The 16,791-nt window shown below is 67.7% G+C and carries 16 protein-coding genes; 7 read left to right on the forward strand and 9 right to left on the reverse strand.

Annotation, left to right across the window (positions count from 1 at the left end; all coding sequences use genetic code 11):
* Positions 1-83 precede the first annotated feature (83 nt).
* Positions 84-314 (forward strand): hypothetical protein, encoded by a 231-nt coding sequence (locus Q4S45_RS10870; RefSeq protein WP_305511804.1) that lies wholly within the window; start codon positions 84-86, stop codon positions 312-314.
* Positions 315-395: 81 nt separating this feature from the next.
* Here the strand turns inward: Q4S45_RS10870 and Q4S45_RS10875 are convergent, their stop codons facing one another.
* The 6 genes from Q4S45_RS10875 to Q4S45_RS10900 all read right to left on the reverse strand — a co-directional run bounded on the left by Q4S45_RS10875 (position 396) and on the right by Q4S45_RS10900 (position 6,397).
* Positions 396-890 (reverse strand): SET domain-containing protein, encoded by a 495-nt coding sequence (locus Q4S45_RS10875; RefSeq protein ID WP_305511806.1) that lies wholly within the window; start codon positions 888-890, stop codon positions 396-398.
* A 26-nt stretch (positions 891-916) separates the two neighbouring features.
* Positions 917-2,593, reverse strand: coding sequence for an AMP-binding protein (locus Q4S45_RS10880; RefSeq protein WP_305511808.1), 1,677 nt, complete (start codon positions 2,591-2,593; stop codon positions 917-919).
* 167 nt (positions 2,594-2,760) lie between these two features.
* The gene (locus Q4S45_RS10885; protein ID WP_374046091.1) at positions 2,761-2,946 is read right to left on the reverse strand and encodes a DUF2474 domain-containing protein; all 186 of its coding nucleotides are present in this window, start codon (positions 2,944-2,946) and stop codon (positions 2,761-2,763) included.
* Positions 2,892-3,899 carry a cytochrome d ubiquinol oxidase subunit II gene (cydB, locus tag Q4S45_RS10890; protein WP_305511813.1) on the reverse strand — a complete coding sequence of 336 codons (1,008 nt, stop codon included), beginning with the start codon at positions 3,897-3,899 and terminating at the stop codon, positions 2,892-2,894. The genes Q4S45_RS10885 and cydB overlap by 55 nt, the downstream gene beginning before the upstream one ends.
* A 2-nt stretch (positions 3,900-3,901) precedes the next feature.
* Positions 3,902-5,308 carry a cytochrome ubiquinol oxidase subunit I gene (locus Q4S45_RS10895; protein WP_305511815.1) on the reverse strand — a complete coding sequence of 469 codons (1,407 nt, stop codon included), beginning with the start codon at positions 5,306-5,308 and terminating at the stop codon, positions 3,902-3,904.
* 189 nt (positions 5,309-5,497) lie between these two features.
* Positions 5,498-6,397: a M48 family metallopeptidase gene (locus Q4S45_RS10900; protein ID WP_305511817.1), complete on the reverse strand. Its 900-nt coding sequence runs from the start codon at positions 6,395-6,397 to the stop codon at positions 5,498-5,500.
* 166 nt (positions 6,398-6,563) lie between these two features.
* Between Q4S45_RS10900 and Q4S45_RS10905 the strand changes: the two genes are divergently transcribed.
* The 6 genes from Q4S45_RS10905 (at position 6,564) to Q4S45_RS10930 (ending at position 13,292) form a co-directional block, all read left to right on the forward strand.
* Positions 6,564-10,577 (forward strand): Pls/PosA family non-ribosomal peptide synthetase, encoded by a 4,014-nt coding sequence (locus Q4S45_RS10905; RefSeq protein WP_305511819.1) that lies wholly within the window; start codon positions 6,564-6,566, stop codon positions 10,575-10,577.
* A gap of 8 nt (positions 10,578-10,585) precedes the next feature.
* On the forward strand, positions 10,586-11,107 hold the full coding sequence (locus tag Q4S45_RS10910) for a 4'-phosphopantetheinyl transferase superfamily protein (protein WP_305511821.1): 522 nt from the start codon (positions 10,586-10,588) through the stop codon (positions 11,105-11,107).
* A 41-nt stretch (positions 11,108-11,148) separates the two neighbouring features.
* The gene (locus Q4S45_RS10915; protein ID WP_305511823.1) at positions 11,149-11,490 is read left to right on the forward strand and encodes a zinc ribbon domain-containing protein YjdM; all 342 of its coding nucleotides are present in this window, start codon (positions 11,149-11,151) and stop codon (positions 11,488-11,490) included.
* Between the two features lie 104 nt (positions 11,491-11,594).
* Positions 11,595-12,272: an RNA polymerase sigma factor gene (locus tag Q4S45_RS10920; RefSeq protein WP_305511825.1), complete on the forward strand. Its 678-nt coding sequence runs from the start codon at positions 11,595-11,597 to the stop codon at positions 12,270-12,272.
* 25 nt (positions 12,273-12,297) lie between these two features.
* Positions 12,298-12,879 (forward strand): ferritin-like domain-containing protein, encoded by a 582-nt coding sequence (locus Q4S45_RS10925; protein ID WP_305511827.1) that lies wholly within the window; start codon positions 12,298-12,300, stop codon positions 12,877-12,879.
* Positions 12,879-13,292, forward strand: coding sequence for a cytochrome c family protein (locus Q4S45_RS10930; protein ID WP_305511829.1), 414 nt, complete (start codon positions 12,879-12,881; stop codon positions 13,290-13,292). Before Q4S45_RS10925 ends, Q4S45_RS10930 begins: the two co-directional genes overlap by 1 nt.
* Before the next feature lie 59 nt (positions 13,293-13,351).
* Here Q4S45_RS10930 and Q4S45_RS10935 read toward each other — a convergent pair whose 3' ends face one another.
* From Q4S45_RS10935 to Q4S45_RS10945, 3 genes are read right to left on the reverse strand one after another with little or no spacing between them, the layout of a single operon-like run.
* The gene (locus tag Q4S45_RS10935; RefSeq protein WP_305511831.1) at positions 13,352-14,056 is read right to left on the reverse strand and encodes a glutathione binding-like protein; all 705 of its coding nucleotides are present in this window, start codon (positions 14,054-14,056) and stop codon (positions 13,352-13,354) included.
* 38 nt (positions 14,057-14,094) lie between these two features.
* Complete coding sequence (lplT, locus tag Q4S45_RS10940) at positions 14,095-15,963, reverse strand: lysophospholipid transporter LplT (RefSeq protein ID WP_305511833.1); 1,869 nt, start codon at positions 15,961-15,963, stop codon at positions 14,095-14,097.
* Entirely contained in the window at positions 15,960-16,781 is an 822-nt protein-coding gene (locus Q4S45_RS10945; protein ID WP_305511835.1) for a GNAT family N-acetyltransferase, read from the reverse strand. Before Q4S45_RS10945 ends, lplT begins: the two co-directional genes overlap by 4 nt.
* Positions 16,782-16,791 lie beyond the last annotated feature (10 nt).

Consider the following 16,791-nt stretch of genomic DNA (forward strand, 5'->3'; position numbering starts at 1 on the left):
GTTTCATTGGCTGCGGACCACCATTTTGAACCCGCCGCACTCGCGTCGGTGGCCAGCAAATAGAACAGAGGCGGAGCCCGAACATGAATAAACTTAGCAATCAGTCGCTGGTCGTGTTGGTGCAACTAGTTCAAAAGGAAGTCGAGCGGCTTGCATCTCAGCACGATCGCATGGATGCGCAAGACCCGCTGCTGGCCGATCTCGAGCAAGAGCTGGTGGACTATTCGCTCGTCGCTGACGAGTTGAAGGGCCTTTATGAAGAAGCTGAAGAATCGTCAGGCAACTTGCCGAAGTATCGCCAGCTAGCGCAATGACTGCGGCTTCCAGGCGCTCGCGGCGCTTCGCGAAGGGTCTGACCCTGCGGGGTCAGACCCGGAGTCTGTTAATTTCCGGCGTCAGCCGACGGCGGACTTCGCGCGCGACTTGCGCTTCTTTGGCGCCAGCATCGTGCCAAGGCAACCCGGCGTACCGCACAGGCACTTGAACTGGGCCTTGACCTTCGCCGTGTGGCGCTCGTCGTACACCAGCGCGTAGTTGTAGTTCAGCTCTTCGCCCGGCTCGATGTCCATCAGCGCGTGGATATACACCCGGCCGTCATCTTCATACGCCTCGCAATTCGGTTCGCACGCATGGTTGATCCAGCGCGCGTCGTTACCCTTCGCGCCGCCGTCGATCACGTTGCCGTCGTCGAGCGTGAAGAAGAAGGTGTGACCCACCGGCCCGTCCTTCTCCGCGGTGCGGCGCAGCGCCTCGGGCCAGTCGATGCGCTCGCCCTTGTACTCGATGATGCGCTCGCCGGCTTCGATGGCGCGCGTGGCGAACACGCCGTTGCCGTGCACCGTCGAACGCCGGACTTCGTAGGATTTGCTGCGGGTAGTTGGTTTGCTCATGTCACTAACAATGATGGACTAAAAATTCAGGTGGCGTCGTCTTCGCGGAATTCGCCGGCGCCCTGCCCCGCATCGCCGCGCGCGGTTTCTTCCTTGCGCAGCTCGACGCGGCGGATTTTACCGGAGATGGTCTTCGGCAGCTCGCGAAACTCGATACGGCGAATCCGCTTGTATGGCGCCAGGCGCGCGCGCGCGAACGCGAAGATGTCCTGCGCCACCGCGTTGCTCGCCTCGACGCCCGCGCGCAGCGTGATGAAGGCCTTCGGCACCGAAAGGCGCAAGGGATCGGGACTTGGCACGATCGCCGCTTCCAGCACCAGGTCGTGCTCGACCAGCACGCTCTCCAGCTCGAAAGGGCTGATGCGGTAATCGGACGACTTGAATACGTCGTCGTTGCGGCCGACGTAAAAATAATAGCCGTCGTTGTCGCGGGTCGCGGTGTCGCCGGTGTGATAGTACCCGGCGCGCATCACCTCGGACGTCTTGGCGTGCTCGCCTTCGTAGCCGAGCATCAGGCCCACCAGGTCGGGCTTGAGCTTGACGGCGATTTCGCCCTCGTCCGACGGATGGTCGTCGATGTCGAGCAGCTCGATATGGTAGCCAGGCAGCGGCCTCCCCATCGACCCTGGCTTGACCACCTGTCCCGGCGTGTTGCCGATCTGCGCGGTAGTCTCGGATTGGCCGAAGCCGTCGCGGATGCGGATGCCCCACGCCTTCTCCACCTGCTCGATCACTTCCGGATTGAGAGGCTCGCCGGCGCCCACCAGTTCGCGCAGCGGCAGCTTCCACTGGGTCAGGTCTTCCTGGATCAGCATGCGCCACACGGTTGGCGGCGCGCACAGCGAGGTCACGCCGCAGCGCGCGATCACGTCGAGCGTGGCCCTGGCGCTGAAGCGCTCGTAGTTGTACACGAACACGGTGGCGCCGGCGTTCCACGGTGCGAAGAAGCAGCTCCACGCGTGCTTGGCCCAGCCGGGCGAGCTGATGTTCCAATGCACGTCGCCCGGCTGCAGGCCGATCCAGTACATCGTGCTCAGGTGGCCGACCGGGTAGCTCTCGTGGCTGTGCAGCACCAGCTTGGGCTGGGCCGTCGTGCCGGAGGTGAAGTACAGCAGCAGCGGATCGTGCGCCATCGTCACGCCTTGCGCAACGAATGCGGCGTCGCTGGCCGCGCTGGCGGAAAAGTCGCGCCAGCCTTCGGGCGAGCCGCCAACGGCGATGCGGGTGAAGTCGCCGGCCAGCTGCGCGAACTTCGGCGCCTCGGACGCCTGCGCGATGACGTGGCGGACGGCGCCGCGCTGCATGCGGTCGGCCAGGTCGGCCGGCATTGCCAGCATGCTGGTCGGGACCATCACCGCGCCCAGCTTGATGCCGGCCAGCATGATCTCCCACAATTCGACGCGGTTCGGCAGCATCAGCAGCACGCGATCGCCGCGCCCAACTCCTTGACTACGCAAGTAATTCGCGGCGCGGTTCGAGCGGGCGGACATCTCGGCGTAGCTGACCGACTGGTCGGCGCCGTCGTCGCCGACCACGCGCAGGGCCGGCGTGTCGTTGCCTTGCGCCTGGACGTCGAAGTAATCGAGCGCCCAGTTGAATTCGTTGAGCGCGGGCGCGATGTAGCCGTGGTAGGCGTGCTCGTAATCGGTGCGATGCTGCTGCAGGAAATCGCGTGCTTCGACAAAGCGTTGGTACGGGGTCATCGGCCAGTCTCCTCTACGAATCATGACGAACGGGCATTGTGACATGGTCTGGCTTCGCGCGAACCTAATACATGTCGTACCTGCGCAGGCAGGTACCCGTAGTGAGCGTGCTTGACCACTTCGGCTATCTCAGCATGGGTACCTGCCTCCGCAGGTCGACGACTTGGTCATATTCCGGTGTGCAGGCCAGCGAGCCGCATCAGCAAGCGCATCAGGCCCGCTGCCAATCCGAGGGCCGCCACGCTGCCCGCCCAGATCGCGACGAGCCAGCCGATCCGCCGCAGCCACAAGCGCGCCTTCAATGGTAGCCCTCGCCCGCCCGCACCTTGCCGCGGAAGACGTAATACGACCACACCGTGTAGCCGAGAATGAACGGCAGGATCACCAGCGTGCCGACCAGCGCGAAGCCCTGGCTCTGCGGCGGCGCGGCCGCGTCCCAGATCGACACCGCCGGCGGCACGATGTTCGGCCAGATGCTGATCGCCATGCCGCTGTAGCCGAGGAAGATCAGCCCCAGCGCCGCCAGGAAGGGACTCAGGTACGGCTCGCCCTTGAGCGAGCGCAGCAGCCAGAACACGCACCCGCCAACCAGCAGCGGCACCGGCGAAAACAGCACGATGTTGGGAAAGCTGAACCAGCGCGCCGCCACCAGCGGCTGCGTCAGCGGCGTCCACACGCTGACGACGCCGATCGCGCCCAGCAGCATCAGCGCGAACGGACGCGCCACGCCGATCATGCGCTGCTGCAGCGCGCCGTCGGTCTTCATGATCAGCCAGGTGCTGCCGAGCAGCGTGTAGGCGATCATCACGCCCACGCCGCTGAGCAGCGGGAATGCCGCCACCCAGTCGAACGGCCCGCCCGCGTACGCTCGCCCGTGCACCGGGATGCCCTGCAGGAAGGCGCCGAGCGTGACGCCCTGGAAGAACGCCGCTGCCACCGAGCCGCCGATGAAGGCCTTGTCCCAGATGTGGCGCTCATGGTCGCGCGCCTTGAAGCGGAATTCGAAGGCGACGCCGCGAAAAATCAGCCCCAGCAGCATGAACACCAGCGGCAGGTACAGCCCGCTCAGGATGATCGAATAGGCCAGCGGGAACGCCGCCAGCATCCCGGCGCCGCCCAGCACCAGCCAGGTCTCATTGCCGTCCCACACCGGCGCGACAGTGTTCATCATCACGTCGCGGTCGATGCGCTCCGGGAAGAACGGGAACAGCATGCCGATGCCGAGGTCGAAGCCGTCCATCACCACGTACATGAACACGCCGAAGAAAATAATGATCGCCCAGATCACCGCCAGGTCGAAGTCCATCCTCACCTCCCCAGCGGCAGTTGTTCGGCCGTGGCCGACAGCGGCCGGCTCGGCGTTCCCAGCGCGCCGTCGGCCGCGCGGCTGGCGTCGAAGTGGCGCGGCCCGTCCTTGACCAGCCGGAACACGTAGGCGATGCCGACGCCGAACACGAAAAAGTACACCACGATGAACAGGCCAAGCGTCAGCGCCAGCGGCCCGGCCGCGTGCGCCGACACGCCTTCGCTGGTGCGCATCAACCCGTACACCACCCACGGCTGGCGCCCCACTTCGGTGGTGATCCAGCCGGCCAGCAGCGCCACCAGGCCGCTCGGCCCCATCCACAGCGCGGCGCGCAGGAAGGCGCGCGAGGTGAAGATCGCGCCGCCGCGCCGGTTCAGCAGCCCCCACAGCCCCAGCCCGATCATCGCCACGCCCAGCCCCACCATGACGCGGAAGGACCAGAACACGATCGCCGAATTTGGGCGGTCCCGCGGCGCGAATTCCTTCAGGCCCCTGATCTGGCCGTTCCACGAATGCGTGAGGATCAGGCTGCCAAGGTGCGGCACCTCGACGGCGTAGCGCGTCGTTTCGGCCTGCATGTCGGGCAGGCCGAACAGGATCAGCGGCAGCGCCTCGTCGCCGCGGTTCTCCCAGTGCCCCTCCATGGCCGCGATCTTGGCCGGCTGGTGCGCGAGTGTGTTGATGCCGTGGAAGTCGCCGATCACCGCCTGGATCGGCGCGACGATCACGATCATCCACATCGCCATCGACAGCATCTTGCGCACCGCGGGCGTGTCGTTAAAGCGCAGCAGGTGCCAGGCGCCGGACGCGCCGACGAACAGCGCGGTGCACAGGAAGGCCGCCACGCACATGTGCAGCAGTCGGTAGGGAAAGGACGGATTGAAGATGACGGCCATCCAGTCGATTGGCACCACCACGCCGTTGGCGATGGCGTAGCCCTGCGGCGTTTGCATCCAGCTGTTGGAAGCGAGAATCCAGGTGGCCGAGATCAGCGTGCCGGCGGCGACCATGCAGGTGGCGAGAAAGTGCAGGCCGGGGCCCACGCGGGTCCAGCCGAACAGCATCACGCCGAGGAAGCCGGCCTCGAGGAAGAACGCGGTCAGCACCTCGTAGGCCAGCAAGGGGCCGGTGATGCTGCCGGCGAATTCGGAAAAGAAGCTCCAGTTGGTGCCGAACTGATAGGCCATCACCAGGCCGGAGACGACGCCCATGCCGAAATTGACGGCGAAGATTTTCAGCCAGAACTGGTACAGGTCGATGTACACCTGTTGCCGGGTGCGCAGCCAGCACAGTTCCAGCACCGCCAGGTAGCTCGCCAAGCCGATCGTGATGGCCGGGAACAGGATGTGGAACGACATAGTGAAGGCGAACTGGATCCGCGCCAGTTCAAGGGCCGTAAGACCAAGCATCGCGCGACTCCGGGTGCGCCCCGCGGGGATGCGGAACTCACCCGTAATCTACCACCTTCGCCGATTACTCAGCGCCGCGATCAGTACCCGCTGTCGTACCAGCGCAGGCTGGTACCCATGCTGAGGATGCTGATAGACGGCGCACGCTCGGTATGGGTACCTGCCTGCGCAGGTACGACAAGCTATATATCAATCCCAGTCGCTGCCACCTCCGCCGCCGCTATCCCAGCTGCCCGGATCGGACACGCCGAAATCGTCCCCGCCCATGTCATACCCGGACGGCGGCGTGTCGATCGGCGTGAACTGCTCCGGATTCGAGGTCAGGTTGCTGGCATTCGAATCGTGATTCGATCGATTGCCATCGGTGAAATGATGCGCCAGCGCCTGGCCCGCCACCATGCCCGCGCCCAGCGCCGCGCCGGTCGCCAGCCCGCCCATGATGCCCGAGCCGATGCCGCCGCCTGGCGCCGCGCCCGCACCAAAGGGCGCCTGGCCGGGATTGGCGTACTGCGGATACTGCGCGCCCATGCCCGGCGTGCCGGCCGGACCCGCGGCCTGCGCATACCCGCCTTGCGCCGCCTGCGCCGCAGACTTCCTGCGGAAGAACATCATCGCCAGCGCCGCCAGGATGCCGACAAAACCGATCATGCCCCACGGAATTCCTCCGCCGGCCGGCGTCTGCCGCTCATAACTCATGTCGGCGGCAGCCACGCGCGCCGGTTCCACAGCCGCGGCCGCTGGCGCGCTGCGCGCCTTCGCGCCCGCCACCAGCGAACGCAGCTTTTCCACCGCCGCCGGCTTGGCAAACGGCAATCCCGGCGCCAGCCGCTCTGCCGTCGCCAGCTCCGTGCCGGCCCGGGCGAACTTGCCCTGCTTGGCCAGCAGCTCGGCCTCGATGAAATGCGCCTTGGCGCTGTTCGGATGGTCGGCCAGCACCTTGTCCATCATGGCCTGCGCCTCGATGAATTTACCGGCCTCGGCCGCCTCGTACACTTGCTTGACGGTGGCGTCCTGGGCCCATGCTGCCGGCGCCGCGCACAAGGCAGACGCCGCCAAAACTGCTATTGCACCAATGGATCGAATGGACATTGTGAATCTCCTTTATCAAGTGTGACGAATATCGGGGGCAGGAGCCGGATTGTCAAGACGTCCCTCCCAACATTAAGAGTACGTTAAGGAACAATGTTTCGCCGAAAATACTGTAAGGTGGAGGCTGGCGCTGCAACCGCCGCGTCAAGCTCAGAACCACCCTTGAATGAACGACCTCGCCCAGTCCCACGCCCCCAGTCTCAGCCCGGATGTCCTGTATGGCCCGGCCGATCCCTCCCTGCTCAGAGAAGAAATCCTCGCCGACCTGTTCGAAGCGAGCGCCCGGCGCACGCCCGGCCAGATCGCGCTGATCTACGAAGATCGCGAGCTCACTTACGCCGAACTCGATGCGCTGGCCACGCTGGCCGCCTCGCGCCTGATGGACGCTGGCGTCGCGCCCGGCGCCATCGTCGGCCTGTGGCTGCCGCGCGGGATCGAACTGCTGGTCATGCAGCTGGCCATCGCCAAGACCGGCGCGGCCTGGCTGCCGGTGGACCAGGACACCCCGGTCGAGCGCCTGCAGGTGTGCCTGGACGACGCGTCGGCCATCGGCGTGGTCAGCTGCGAGCTGTTCGCGCCCCAGCTCGATGGCGTGGCGCGCCCGGTCTGGACCCACGAAGCGCTGCTCGAGCCGCTGCCGGCCGGCCAGATCCCGCATGGCCGCGGTCCGGTGTCGCCCGACGCGCCGGCCTACGTCATCTACACCTCCGGCTCGACCGGCAAGCCGAAGGGCATCCTGATCAGCCAGCGCAGCATCTGCCACTTCCTGCGCAGCGAAAACCAGGTGCTGGGCATCCGCGCCGACGACCGCGTCTACCAGGGCTTTTCGGTCGCCTTCGACATGTCGTTCGAGGAAATCTGGATCGCCTACCTGGTCGGCGCCACGCTCTGGGTCGGCCCCAAGGAAATCTCGGGCGACCCGGAAACGCTGCCGCGCATGCTCGCCGCCAACCACGTCACCGTGCTGCACGCGGTGCCGACCCTGCTCGCGCTGTTCGCCGAGGAAGTCGAGAGCCTGCGCCTGATTAACCTGGGCGGCGAGATGTGCCCGGAATCGGTGGTCGAGCGCTGGTCGCGCCCCGGCCGCCAGATGTTCAACACCTACGGCCCGACCGAAGCGACGGTGTCGGCCAGCCTGGCGCGCCTGGCGCCCGGTCGTCCGATCACGATCGGCACGCCGCTGCCGAACTACGGCCTGCTGGTGATCGGCACCGAAGGCCCGATCCTCACGCTGCTGCCGCGCGGCGAAATGGGCGAGCTGTGCATCACCGGCATCGGCCTGGCCGCCGGCTACCTGGGCCGCCCCGACCTGACGGCGGAAAAATTCATCGCCAATCCCTGGTCCACCGGCCCGCACGACGCGCGCCTGTACCGCACCGGCGACCTGGCCCGCATCGACGCCGACGGCGAAGTGCAATGCCTTGGCCGCACCGACGACCAGGTCAAGATCCGCGGCTTCCGGGTCGAGCTGGGCGAGATCGAAACGGTGCTGGCGCAGCAGCCGGGCGTGGGCACGGTGGCGGTCCTGCTGCGCAAGGACGACGGCATCGACCAGCTGGTGGCCTACATCGTGCCGTCGGCCAGCGACCTCGATGGTTCTGCCCTGCGCCACGCGCTGACCGAACACCTGCCGCCGTACATGGTGCCCGGCCGCTACGAGATGCTGCCCGTGATGCCGCGCCTGACCTCCGGGAAGATCGACCGCAAGGCGCTCAAGGCGATGCCGCTGTCGGCCCCGCCGGCCGGCCTTGCTGGCGAATCGGACCTGCCCGAGACGCCGGCCGAAACCGCGCTGTTCCGCGAACTGGCCAAGCTGTTCCCCGGCCAGGCGATCCGGCGCCACGCGGATTTTTTCACCGACCTTGGCGGCCACTCCTTCTTCGCCGCGCGCCTGGCTTCTGCCCTGCGCGCCGATCCGGCCTTCGCCCACGTGACGGTGCGCGACATCTATCACAACCGCGAAATCGGCAAGATCGCCGCGGCGCTGGCCGATGCGCCCGACGCCGCGGCCGCGCAGGCCGACTGGACGCCGCCGTCGGCGCTGGCGCGCTGGCGCTGCGGCGCCGCCCAGGCCGCGGCAGTGCCCTTCCTGGTCACCCTGCGCATGGCCCAATGGCTGGCGCCCTTCTTCACCTACCATTACTTCACCGGCTCGCCGGGCGACACGGTGCCGCGCGCGATCGCCGCCTCGATCGCCGTGTTCCTGCTGGCCACCCTGATGGAGTTCGTGTTCGCCGTCGGCGGCAAATGGCTGGTGGCCGGGCGCCTGAAGGCCGGCTCGTATCCGCTGTGGGGCATGACCTACTACCGCTGGTGGCTGGCCGACCGCCTGGTCGAAGCGGCGCCCGCCTACCTGCTGGGCGGCTCCTCGCTGTATAACTGGTGGCTGCGCGCGCTCGGCGCCAAGGTCGGCCGCGAAGTGGTGATCGGCTCGATGACCCTGCGCTCGCCCGACCTGCTCGACATCGGCAGCAACGTCAGCATCGGCAACGCCGTCAACTTCGAGAACGCGCGGGTCGAACGCGGGCGCCTGCTGCTCGGGCAGATTACCCTGGGCGACGACGCCTGCGTCGCCTCCTACGCGGTCCTCGAAGGGAACACCGAAATCGGCGCGCTCGGCCACCTCGAAGGCCAGGCCGCGCTGGCCGACGGCATGCGCGTGCCGGCCGGCCGCGTCTGGGGCGGCTCGCCCGCGCGCGACATGGGCGCCTTCGAATCGCAGGTTCCGCCGCGGCCCGCGGTCGGACGCGCGCGCATCGCCGGCGAAGCGCTGTTCTTCGTGTTCGGCATGCTGCTCATTTCCACGCTGTTCTTCATGCCGGTGTTCCCGAGCTTCGTGCTGATCGACTGGTTCGACGAGCGCGAGCTGCTGCCCTGGCTGGCCGGCGACCAGGTGACCGTGCAACTGGCGCGCTATTTCGTGCTGGCGTTCCCGGCCAGCGCGGTGCTGATCCTGCTGACCGCGCTGGTGTCGGCCGCGATCCGCTGGGGCGCCATGCCGCGCCTGAAGCCCGGCATGTCCGCCATCCACAGCAACACCTACTGCCAGAAATGGCTGGTCAGCCACATCCAGGAATCGAGCCTGAACGTGCTGCACGGGATTTACGCCACCGTGTTCGCGCCGTTCTGGTATCGCCTGCTGGGCGCCAAGGTCGGGCGCGACGCCGAGATTTCCACCGCCATGGGCGTGGTGCCCGACATGCTGACCCTGGGCGACGAAACCTTCATCGCCGACGCCGTGATGCTGGGCGACGAACAGATCGATGGCGGCTGGATGACGATGCAGCCGACCGTCGTGTCGGACCGCAGCTTTGTCGGCAACGGCAGCTACATCCCGGACGGCACCGTGCTGCCGGAGCGCGTGCTGGTGGGCGTGCACACCCACGCTCCCGCCAACGAGCGCATGAAAAGCGGCGACACCTGGCTTGGCTCGCCGCCGATCCACCTGCCGGCGCGCGAGGAAGTCTCCGGCTATCCCGAGTGGCTGACGTACCGGCCGTCGCCGCTGCGCCGCCTCGGGCGCACCCTGGTCGAAGCGTTCCGCATCGTCGCGCCGCACGCGGTGGTGATCGCGGTCGGCTACACCGTGGTGCTCGACGTGATGCCGATCGCCGGCGCCGGGCGTTGGGCCAACGTGGTCGGCGCCCTCGCGCTGGCCGGCCTGGCCTACGGCATCGGCAACTACCTGTTCGTGATGGCGTTCAAATGGCTGCTGCTGGGACGCTACAGCAAGCGCGCGGAGCCGATGTGGACGCCGTTCGTCTGGCTGTCCGAGGGCGTGACCAATATGTACGAAGGCATCGCTGTGCCCAACTTCATGCGCTACCTGCGCGGCACGCCCTGGCTGCCGCTCGCGTTCAACGCGCTGGGCAGCAAGATCGGCCGCGGCGTGTACCTCGACACCACCGACATCACCGAATTCGACTGCGTGAGCATCGGCGACTACAGCGAACTGAATGCCTTGTCGTGCCCGCAAACCCACCTGTTCGAAGACCGGGTAATGAAGATCGATCACGTCGATATCGGCAGCAAGGTCTATATGGGACCGCGCAGCGCGGTGCTGTACAGCGCCAGGGTGGGCGACAACGCCCGCCTGGGCGCGCTGACGCTGGTGATGAAGGGCGAGCACATCCCGGCCGGCACCAGCTGGGCGGGCTGTCCCGCGGCGCCGGCGCGATGAAGGTCCCCGTGCATGCGTGGCCTGGGCCGCTGCCTGCATGGGAGGACGGGCTGATCGTCATTTGCACGGCCGGCGGACCCCGCGACGAAGCGCGGGCGCGCATTCGCGACGCCGTGCGCGCCGTGCTGGGCGGCGCGGTGGAAGTGGTATCGGCGCCGGGCAGCGCGCCGCAAGTGATGGCCGACGGCGTGGCCACTACGATCGGCCTGTCGATCAGCCATGAGGATGGCATCTCGGTCGCGGCGCTGCATCGCGATGGCGCGGTCGGCGTCGACGTGATGAAAGTGCAGTTGCCGTCGGACTGGGCGCGCGTCGCCCACGACTATCTGGGCATGTCCGTGGCGGTGCGGCTGGCCGCCGTCAGCGCCGAAGCGCGGCCGTTCGCCTTCGCGCAGGCGTGGGCACAGCGCGAGGCGCAGTTCAAGCTGATGGGCGAATCGCTGGCCGAATGGTCGCCGCTGCCCGACTGCCGCCTGCTGGAGCTGGACCTGCCGCCAGGATTCGCCGGCGCGCTGGCCCTGCCTGCCTAGTCCGAAAGGGTATACTGCGTCCTTTTCAAAGGACCGATACCATGAGCGCCCTGCCCGCCTGCTCGAAGTGCAATTCCGAATTCACCTACGAAGACGGAGCGAACCTGGTCTGCCCGGAATGCGGCCATGAATGGAGCGCGACCGCCGCCGCGCCGGCCGAGGACGGCCCGCGCGTGTACCGCGACGCGGCCGGCAACGTGCTGCAGGACGGCGACACCGTCACCGTCATCAAGGACCTCAAGCTCAAGGGCGGCGGCGGCACCGTCAAGATGGGCACCAAGGTCAAGAACATCCGCCTGGTCGACAGCGACCACGACATCGACTGCAAGATCGACGGCTTCGGCGCGATGAGCCTGAAGACGGAGTTCGTCAAGAAGGTGTAAGCGGCGCCCGCCAAAAATAAATCTTCGTTCTGGCAAAAAAGCGGGAACGCGGCGAACATTCGGTTCATCTAATGCAGCAAATAACCGAAAAGCCGAGAACCCGCATGCAAGCCGCCCCATCACCCGACCGCAGCAGCGACGCCGACCTGGCGCGCCGCATCGCGGCCCAGGACCAGCAAGCCTTCGTGCTGCTGATGCGCCGCCATAACCAGCTGCTGTTCCGCACCGCCCGCAGCATCCTGCGCGACGACGCCGAAGCCGAAGACGCCCTGCAGGACGCCTACCTTCAGGCGTGGCGTTCGATCGGCCAGTTCCGCGCCGACGCACAGCTGTCCACCTGGCTGACCCGCATCGTCATCAACGAAGCGCTGGCGCGCACCCGCAAGAGCGCACGGCGCGCCGACATCATGCCCTTGCATCCCGCCGCCGAGCCGGCCGACTACCCCTCCGAGGCGAGCATGGAAGACTCCCCAGAATCCGGCGCCCTGCGCGCAGAATCGCGCGCGCTGCTCGAAAAATCGATCGACGCCCTGCCCGACCAGTTCCGTACCGTGTTCGTCCTGCGCGCCCTCGAGGAAATGAGCGGCGAAGAAGTCGCCGCCTGCCTCGACATCCCCGAAGCGACCGTGCGCAGCCGCTTCTTCCGCGCCCGCGCCCTGCTGCGCGCCGCCCTCGCGCAGGACGTCGACCGCGCCTTCGAACAGGCCTTCTCGTTCGACGGCGCGCGCTGCGACCGCATTGTCGCCGGCGTGCTGGCCCGCATTGACAAAAACACCCCCTGATTTACCCACCCACCGGAGAACCACCATGTCCTTCCTGATCCAAGCGAACGATCCAGACGCAGTCCATCCACGCCGCATGTTCCTCGGCAAATCCGGCCTGCTGCTGTCAGGCGCCGCCGTCGCGCTGATGGCAGGCCAGGACGCGCTGGCCGCGGCCAAGGGCGGCGACGCCGCCCCCTCCGACATCCAGATCCTCAACACCGCGCTGGGCGCCGAACTCGAAGCGATCGCCGCCTACCAGGTGGGCGCGGAGAGCGGCCTGCTGCAAAAGCCGGTGCTCGACCTGGCGGTGACGTTCCAGGGCCACCACAAAGAACACGCCGACGTGCTATCGAAGACGATCGTCAAACTGGGCGGCAAGCCGGTGGCGGCCAAGGCCAAATACCAGTTCCCGACCGAGACGCTGAAGAACCAGAACGACGTGCTGCGCTTTGCGGCCGGGCTGGAAAAAGGCGCCGTCAGCGCCTACCTGGGCGCCGTGCCGCTGTTCGGCAACCGCGAGCTGGCCAAGGCCGCCGCCAGCATTCTGGGCGACGAAGCGATGCACTGGGCGGTGCTGCGCAACGCGCTGGGCGAAGCGCCGGTTCCATCGGCCTTCATGTCGTGATGCTGCGCGCGCTCGCCGCCGCCGCTGCGTGGCTCGCGTTCGCGGGGCCGCTGCACGCCGCGCCCGATGTGAAGCTGGGCGAATCAGTGTATGGGCGCTGCATCGCCTGCCACGCGCTGGCGTACGACCGTACCGGGCCGCGCCACTGCGGCCTGTTCGGGCGGCGCGCCGGCAGCGTGGCGGGATTCGAATATTCGGAGGCGATGAAGCGCTCGCATATCGTCTGGAACGCCGCGACGCTGGACCGCTTCCTGGCCAATCCACCCAAGGCGGTGCCGGGAACCAGCATGACGTATGCCGGCGTGCCTGATCAAACCGAGCGTGCCGCGCTGATCGCTTATCTGAAGGCGGCCAACGGCGGCGCCGAATGCCGGGGGTCTGGTCCTGCGGACCTGACCCCATCTTCGAAGTAGCGGCAAATCAAAATGGGGACTAGGCGTCCCCGTCGTTCCGCAGGACCAGACCCCGCCTCTTACCCGCGCTTCGGGATGTCGAGTCCCCGTGCGACCGCGGGACGCGCCACGAAAGCATCGAGCACGCGCTGCACGTTCTTGAACTCGCTGAAGCCCACCAGTTCGCCGGCGCCATAGAAGCCGACCAGGTTGCGCACCCACGGGAAGATCGCGATGTCGGCAATCGTGTATTCCTCGCCCATGACCCAGCTGCGTCCTTCGAGCTGCTTGTTCAGCACTCCCAGCAGCCGCCTCGATTCGGCCACGTAGCGGTCGCGCGGGCGCTTGTCCTCGTAGTCCTTGCCGGCGAACTTGTGGAAGAACCCCAGCTGCCCGAACATCGGCCCGATGCCGCCCATCTGGAACATCACCCACTGGATCGCCTGGTAACGCCCGGCCGGATCTTTCGGCAGCAGCTTGCCGGTCTTTTCGGCCAGATAGATCAGGATCGCGCCCGACTCGAACAGCGCCAGCGGCATGCCGCCGGGGCCGTCCGGATCGAGGATGGCCGGGATCTTGTTGTTCGGGTTGAGCGAGATGAACTCGGGCGTCAGCTGGTCGTTCGTCTCGAAGCTGACCAGGTGCGGCTCGTACGCCAGCCCCGTCTCCTCGAGCATGATCGATACCTTCACGCCGTTCGGCGTGGGCAGCGAGTAAAGCTGGATGCGCTCGGGATGCGCGGCGGGCCATTTTTTGGTGATCGGGAATGCGGTCAGGTCGGTCATGCTGGAGCCTCGGAATAAGCGCGTTTGCGGACCAACGATTATGCCGCATTTCCCTGCGCGAGCGCGGCGCCCACCTGCGCATGCGAGCGCAGCGCCAGCGCGCGCCGGTCGGCGCCCTCCACCGCCAGCGCCGGCAGCACATGCAGCCGCGCGCGGATCGGCGCACCGGTCAGCATCGCCAGCATGCTCTCGCCCAGTGACGTGTCGATCAGGTATTCGACAGAGCGATGCGGCGCGCCCTTGGCATCGACATAGCTGACGGCGATCGCCTGGACCGGCGCCCCGGCCTCGATCGCCGCCTCGAACAGGTTGGCGTGAAACGGCTGCAGATCGCCCTGCGCCGCCGACGTCCCCTCCGGGAAGCAGGCCACGCGCTCGCCCGCGCGCAGGCCGCGCGCCAGTTCGCCGATCGCGCGCCGCAGGTCGCCCCGGCTGCCGCGCGCCACATACAGCGTACCGGCCAGCGCGCTCAATGTCCCGATCAGCGGCCAGCGCCGCACTTCCGACTTGGCCACGAAGCGCGACGGGAACCGCGCGTTGATGACGAACACGTCGACCCACGAGATGTGGTTCGCCACCAGCAGCACGTTCGGCAGCACCGAGGCGCCCGCCAGTTCGACCGTCACGCCGAAGGTGCGCAGCACGCGATTCGACCAGCGCCGGATATGGTCCATCCGCGCGCCCGCGCCGATCCACGGAAACACCAGCAGGCAGGTCGCCAGGCCGGTGAAAATATGCAAGATTACGCATAAAAAGCGCCATGCCAGCCTCACCGGGCGCAAGCCGTGCCAGCGCATGATCGCCAGCATCAGCCCGATCACCAGCACGCCGAAGCCGGCGATGATGGCGCGCAGCGGCGCGCCGAGCGCCAGCGCCGCCGCGTACACGCCAAGCAGCGCCAGCGACGCCAGGTTCTCGCTGAAGCTTTGCACCGCAATCGACACGCCCGGCGCCATCAGCGCCTCGCCGCGCTGCTGCAACAGCGCGTTCATCGGCACCAGCACGATGCCGGCCACCACGCCCGTCACGAGCAGCAGCGCGCACGCCAGCCACAAGGCTTCGACCTGGGTCATCGCAAGGATCGCGGCGCCCAGCGCCAGTCCGGCCGGCAGCACCTTCATCGCCCCGGCGGTGGCCACGTATCGCGCTACCGCTGCCGATCCGCCGACCATGCCGACCGCCAGCACGCACTGCATCAGCGCGGACTGCGGCAGGCTCAATCCGAGCACCGCGCCGGCCCACTGGATCACGAGGAATTGCAACGCTGCCGCCACCGCCCAGAACAGGGTCGTCACGGCCAGCGATATCTTCCCGGCCGGATCACGCCACAGCACGCCGAGCTCACGCCAGAAGCGCGCCCGTTCGGGACGCACGGCTCCCGTGGCGGGAATTGCCGCCGACGCGAGCGCCGCAATCGCATAGACGCCGGCGATCGCCATGCTGGCGGCGTGCGCCGAGGTCATGGCCAGCAGTACGCCGCCCAGCGCCGTGCCGCCGATGATCGATGCCACCGTCGATATCTCGATCCACGCGTTGGCCTTCACCAGCTGGTCGGTCGGCAGCAACTCGGCCAGGATGCCGTATTTGGCGGGGCCGTAAGTCACGCCGATGACGCCCACGGCGCCAAACGCCAGCAAGGGATGCAGGCCCGCCGCGAGCAGCAAGCAGGCGCCCAGCTTGACCACGTTCGCGAGCAGCATCACGCGGCCCTTGGGCATGGCATCGGCCAGCAAACCGGCCCACGGCGCCAGCGCGACATACGCCAGGTACAGCGAGATGCGCAGCGCGGGCGTCATCCACGCGGCGGCCGCGCGCTCGGCCAGCAGGCCGATGGCGACGATCAGCAGCGCGTTGTCGGCCAGCGACGTGCAAAACTGCGCGCCGAGCAAGGCCCGCAGCGGTTTCATCGCCGCGCCAGGAACTGCTTGCCGTAGCGTTCGGGCAGATCGGCCAGCCGCATCATGATGGGCAGGTCGGCGGTGTTGAATTCGCGGTCGAACGACGGCGGCCCGACCACGCGGGCGCCGCAGCGCAGGTAGCCCTTGATCAGCGGCGGCATGTCGCGCAGCGTCGCCGCGCCGGCCGGCGCCACGTCCATCGGCAGCGCGTTCAGCGGCCGAATCCGCAGGTCCGGCGCCACCATGTATTGCGAGTCGCGCAGCGTGCCCCACACGCGCCGCGCCAGCTGGCCGCCGTCCGCCATGCCGATGCTGGCGCAGCCGAACATGGTGTGCAGGCCGCGCGCGACCATGTACTTACCCAGTTCGCTCCACAGCGCAAGGATCACCCCGCCCGAGCGCCAGTCGGCGTGCACGCAGGCGCGTCCCAGTTCCACCGCGCCGTCGCGCAGCGCCGCGAGCGGCGCCAGGTCGAATTCGCTCTCGGTGTAGCAGGCGCCGGCGCGGCGCGCGGCGTCCGGCCCGAGCACGCGGTAGGTGCCCACCAGCTGGCCCGGTCCGTCAGCGCCGATTTCGCATGCGCGCACCAGCAGGTGATCGCAGTAGCCATCGAAGCGGTCGGCGTCGTGGCCGTCGGGCGTGCCGGGCGGCGGCGCCAGGCGCGCACCCATTTCGCCGGCGAAGATCGCATGGCGCAGGCGCTGCGCCTCGCGCACCTCCGCTTCCGAGCCGGCCCAGCTGGCCTCGAACCGCCAGTCCGCCTGCCTGGCAGGCAGCGGCGCCGCAAAGTGGGACCGCGAATGGGCGGTGGCGAGTTCCAGGGTCAAGTCGTGCTCC

Origin of the sequence: Massilia sp. R2A-15 (genome assembly GCF_030704305.1) — a bacterium.
Classification (GTDB): domain Bacteria; phylum Pseudomonadota; class Gammaproteobacteria; order Burkholderiales; family Burkholderiaceae_D; genus JAFCUW01.

What these genes read in the sequence shown, in the direction of transcription:
- lplT (WP_305511833.1), bottom strand. Translation starts at nt 15,963, where the DNA reads ATGAAACCGCTGCGGGCCTTGCTCGGCGCGCAGTTTTGCACGTCGCTG.
- cydB (WP_305511813.1), bottom strand. Translation starts at nt 3,899, where the DNA reads ATGGACTTCGACCTGGCGGTGATCTGGGCGATCATTATTTTCTTCGGC.
- Q4S45_RS10895 (WP_305511815.1), bottom strand. Translation starts at nt 5,308, where the DNA reads ATGCTTGGTCTTACGGCCCTTGAACTGGCGCGGATCCAGTTCGCCTTC.
- Q4S45_RS10905 (WP_305511819.1), top strand. Translation starts at nt 6,564, where the DNA reads ATGAACGACCTCGCCCAGTCCCACGCCCCCAGTCTCAGCCCGGATGTC.
- Q4S45_RS10915 (WP_305511823.1), top strand. Translation starts at nt 11,149, where the DNA reads ATGAGCGCCCTGCCCGCCTGCTCGAAGTGCAATTCCGAATTCACCTAC.
- Q4S45_RS10875 (WP_305511806.1), bottom strand. Translation starts at nt 890, where the DNA reads ATGAGCAAACCAACTACCCGCAGCAAATCCTACGAAGTCCGGCGTTCG.
- Q4S45_RS10880 (WP_305511808.1), bottom strand. Translation starts at nt 2,593, where the DNA reads ATGACCCCGTACCAACGCTTTGTCGAAGCACGCGATTTCCTGCAGCAG.
- Q4S45_RS10925 (WP_305511827.1), top strand. Translation starts at nt 12,298, where the DNA reads ATGTCCTTCCTGATCCAAGCGAACGATCCAGACGCAGTCCATCCACGC.
- Q4S45_RS10920 (WP_305511825.1), top strand. Translation starts at nt 11,595, where the DNA reads ATGCAAGCCGCCCCATCACCCGACCGCAGCAGCGACGCCGACCTGGCG.
- Q4S45_RS10930 (WP_305511829.1), top strand. Translation starts at nt 12,879, where the DNA reads ATGCTGCGCGCGCTCGCCGCCGCCGCTGCGTGGCTCGCGTTCGCGGGG.
- Q4S45_RS10900 (WP_305511817.1), bottom strand. Translation starts at nt 6,397, where the DNA reads ATGTCCATTCGATCCATTGGTGCAATAGCAGTTTTGGCGGCGTCTGCC.
- Q4S45_RS10870 (WP_305511804.1), top strand. Translation starts at nt 84, where the DNA reads ATGAATAAACTTAGCAATCAGTCGCTGGTCGTGTTGGTGCAACTAGTT.
- Q4S45_RS10935 (WP_305511831.1), bottom strand. Translation starts at nt 14,056, where the DNA reads ATGACCGACCTGACCGCATTCCCGATCACCAAAAAATGGCCCGCCGCG.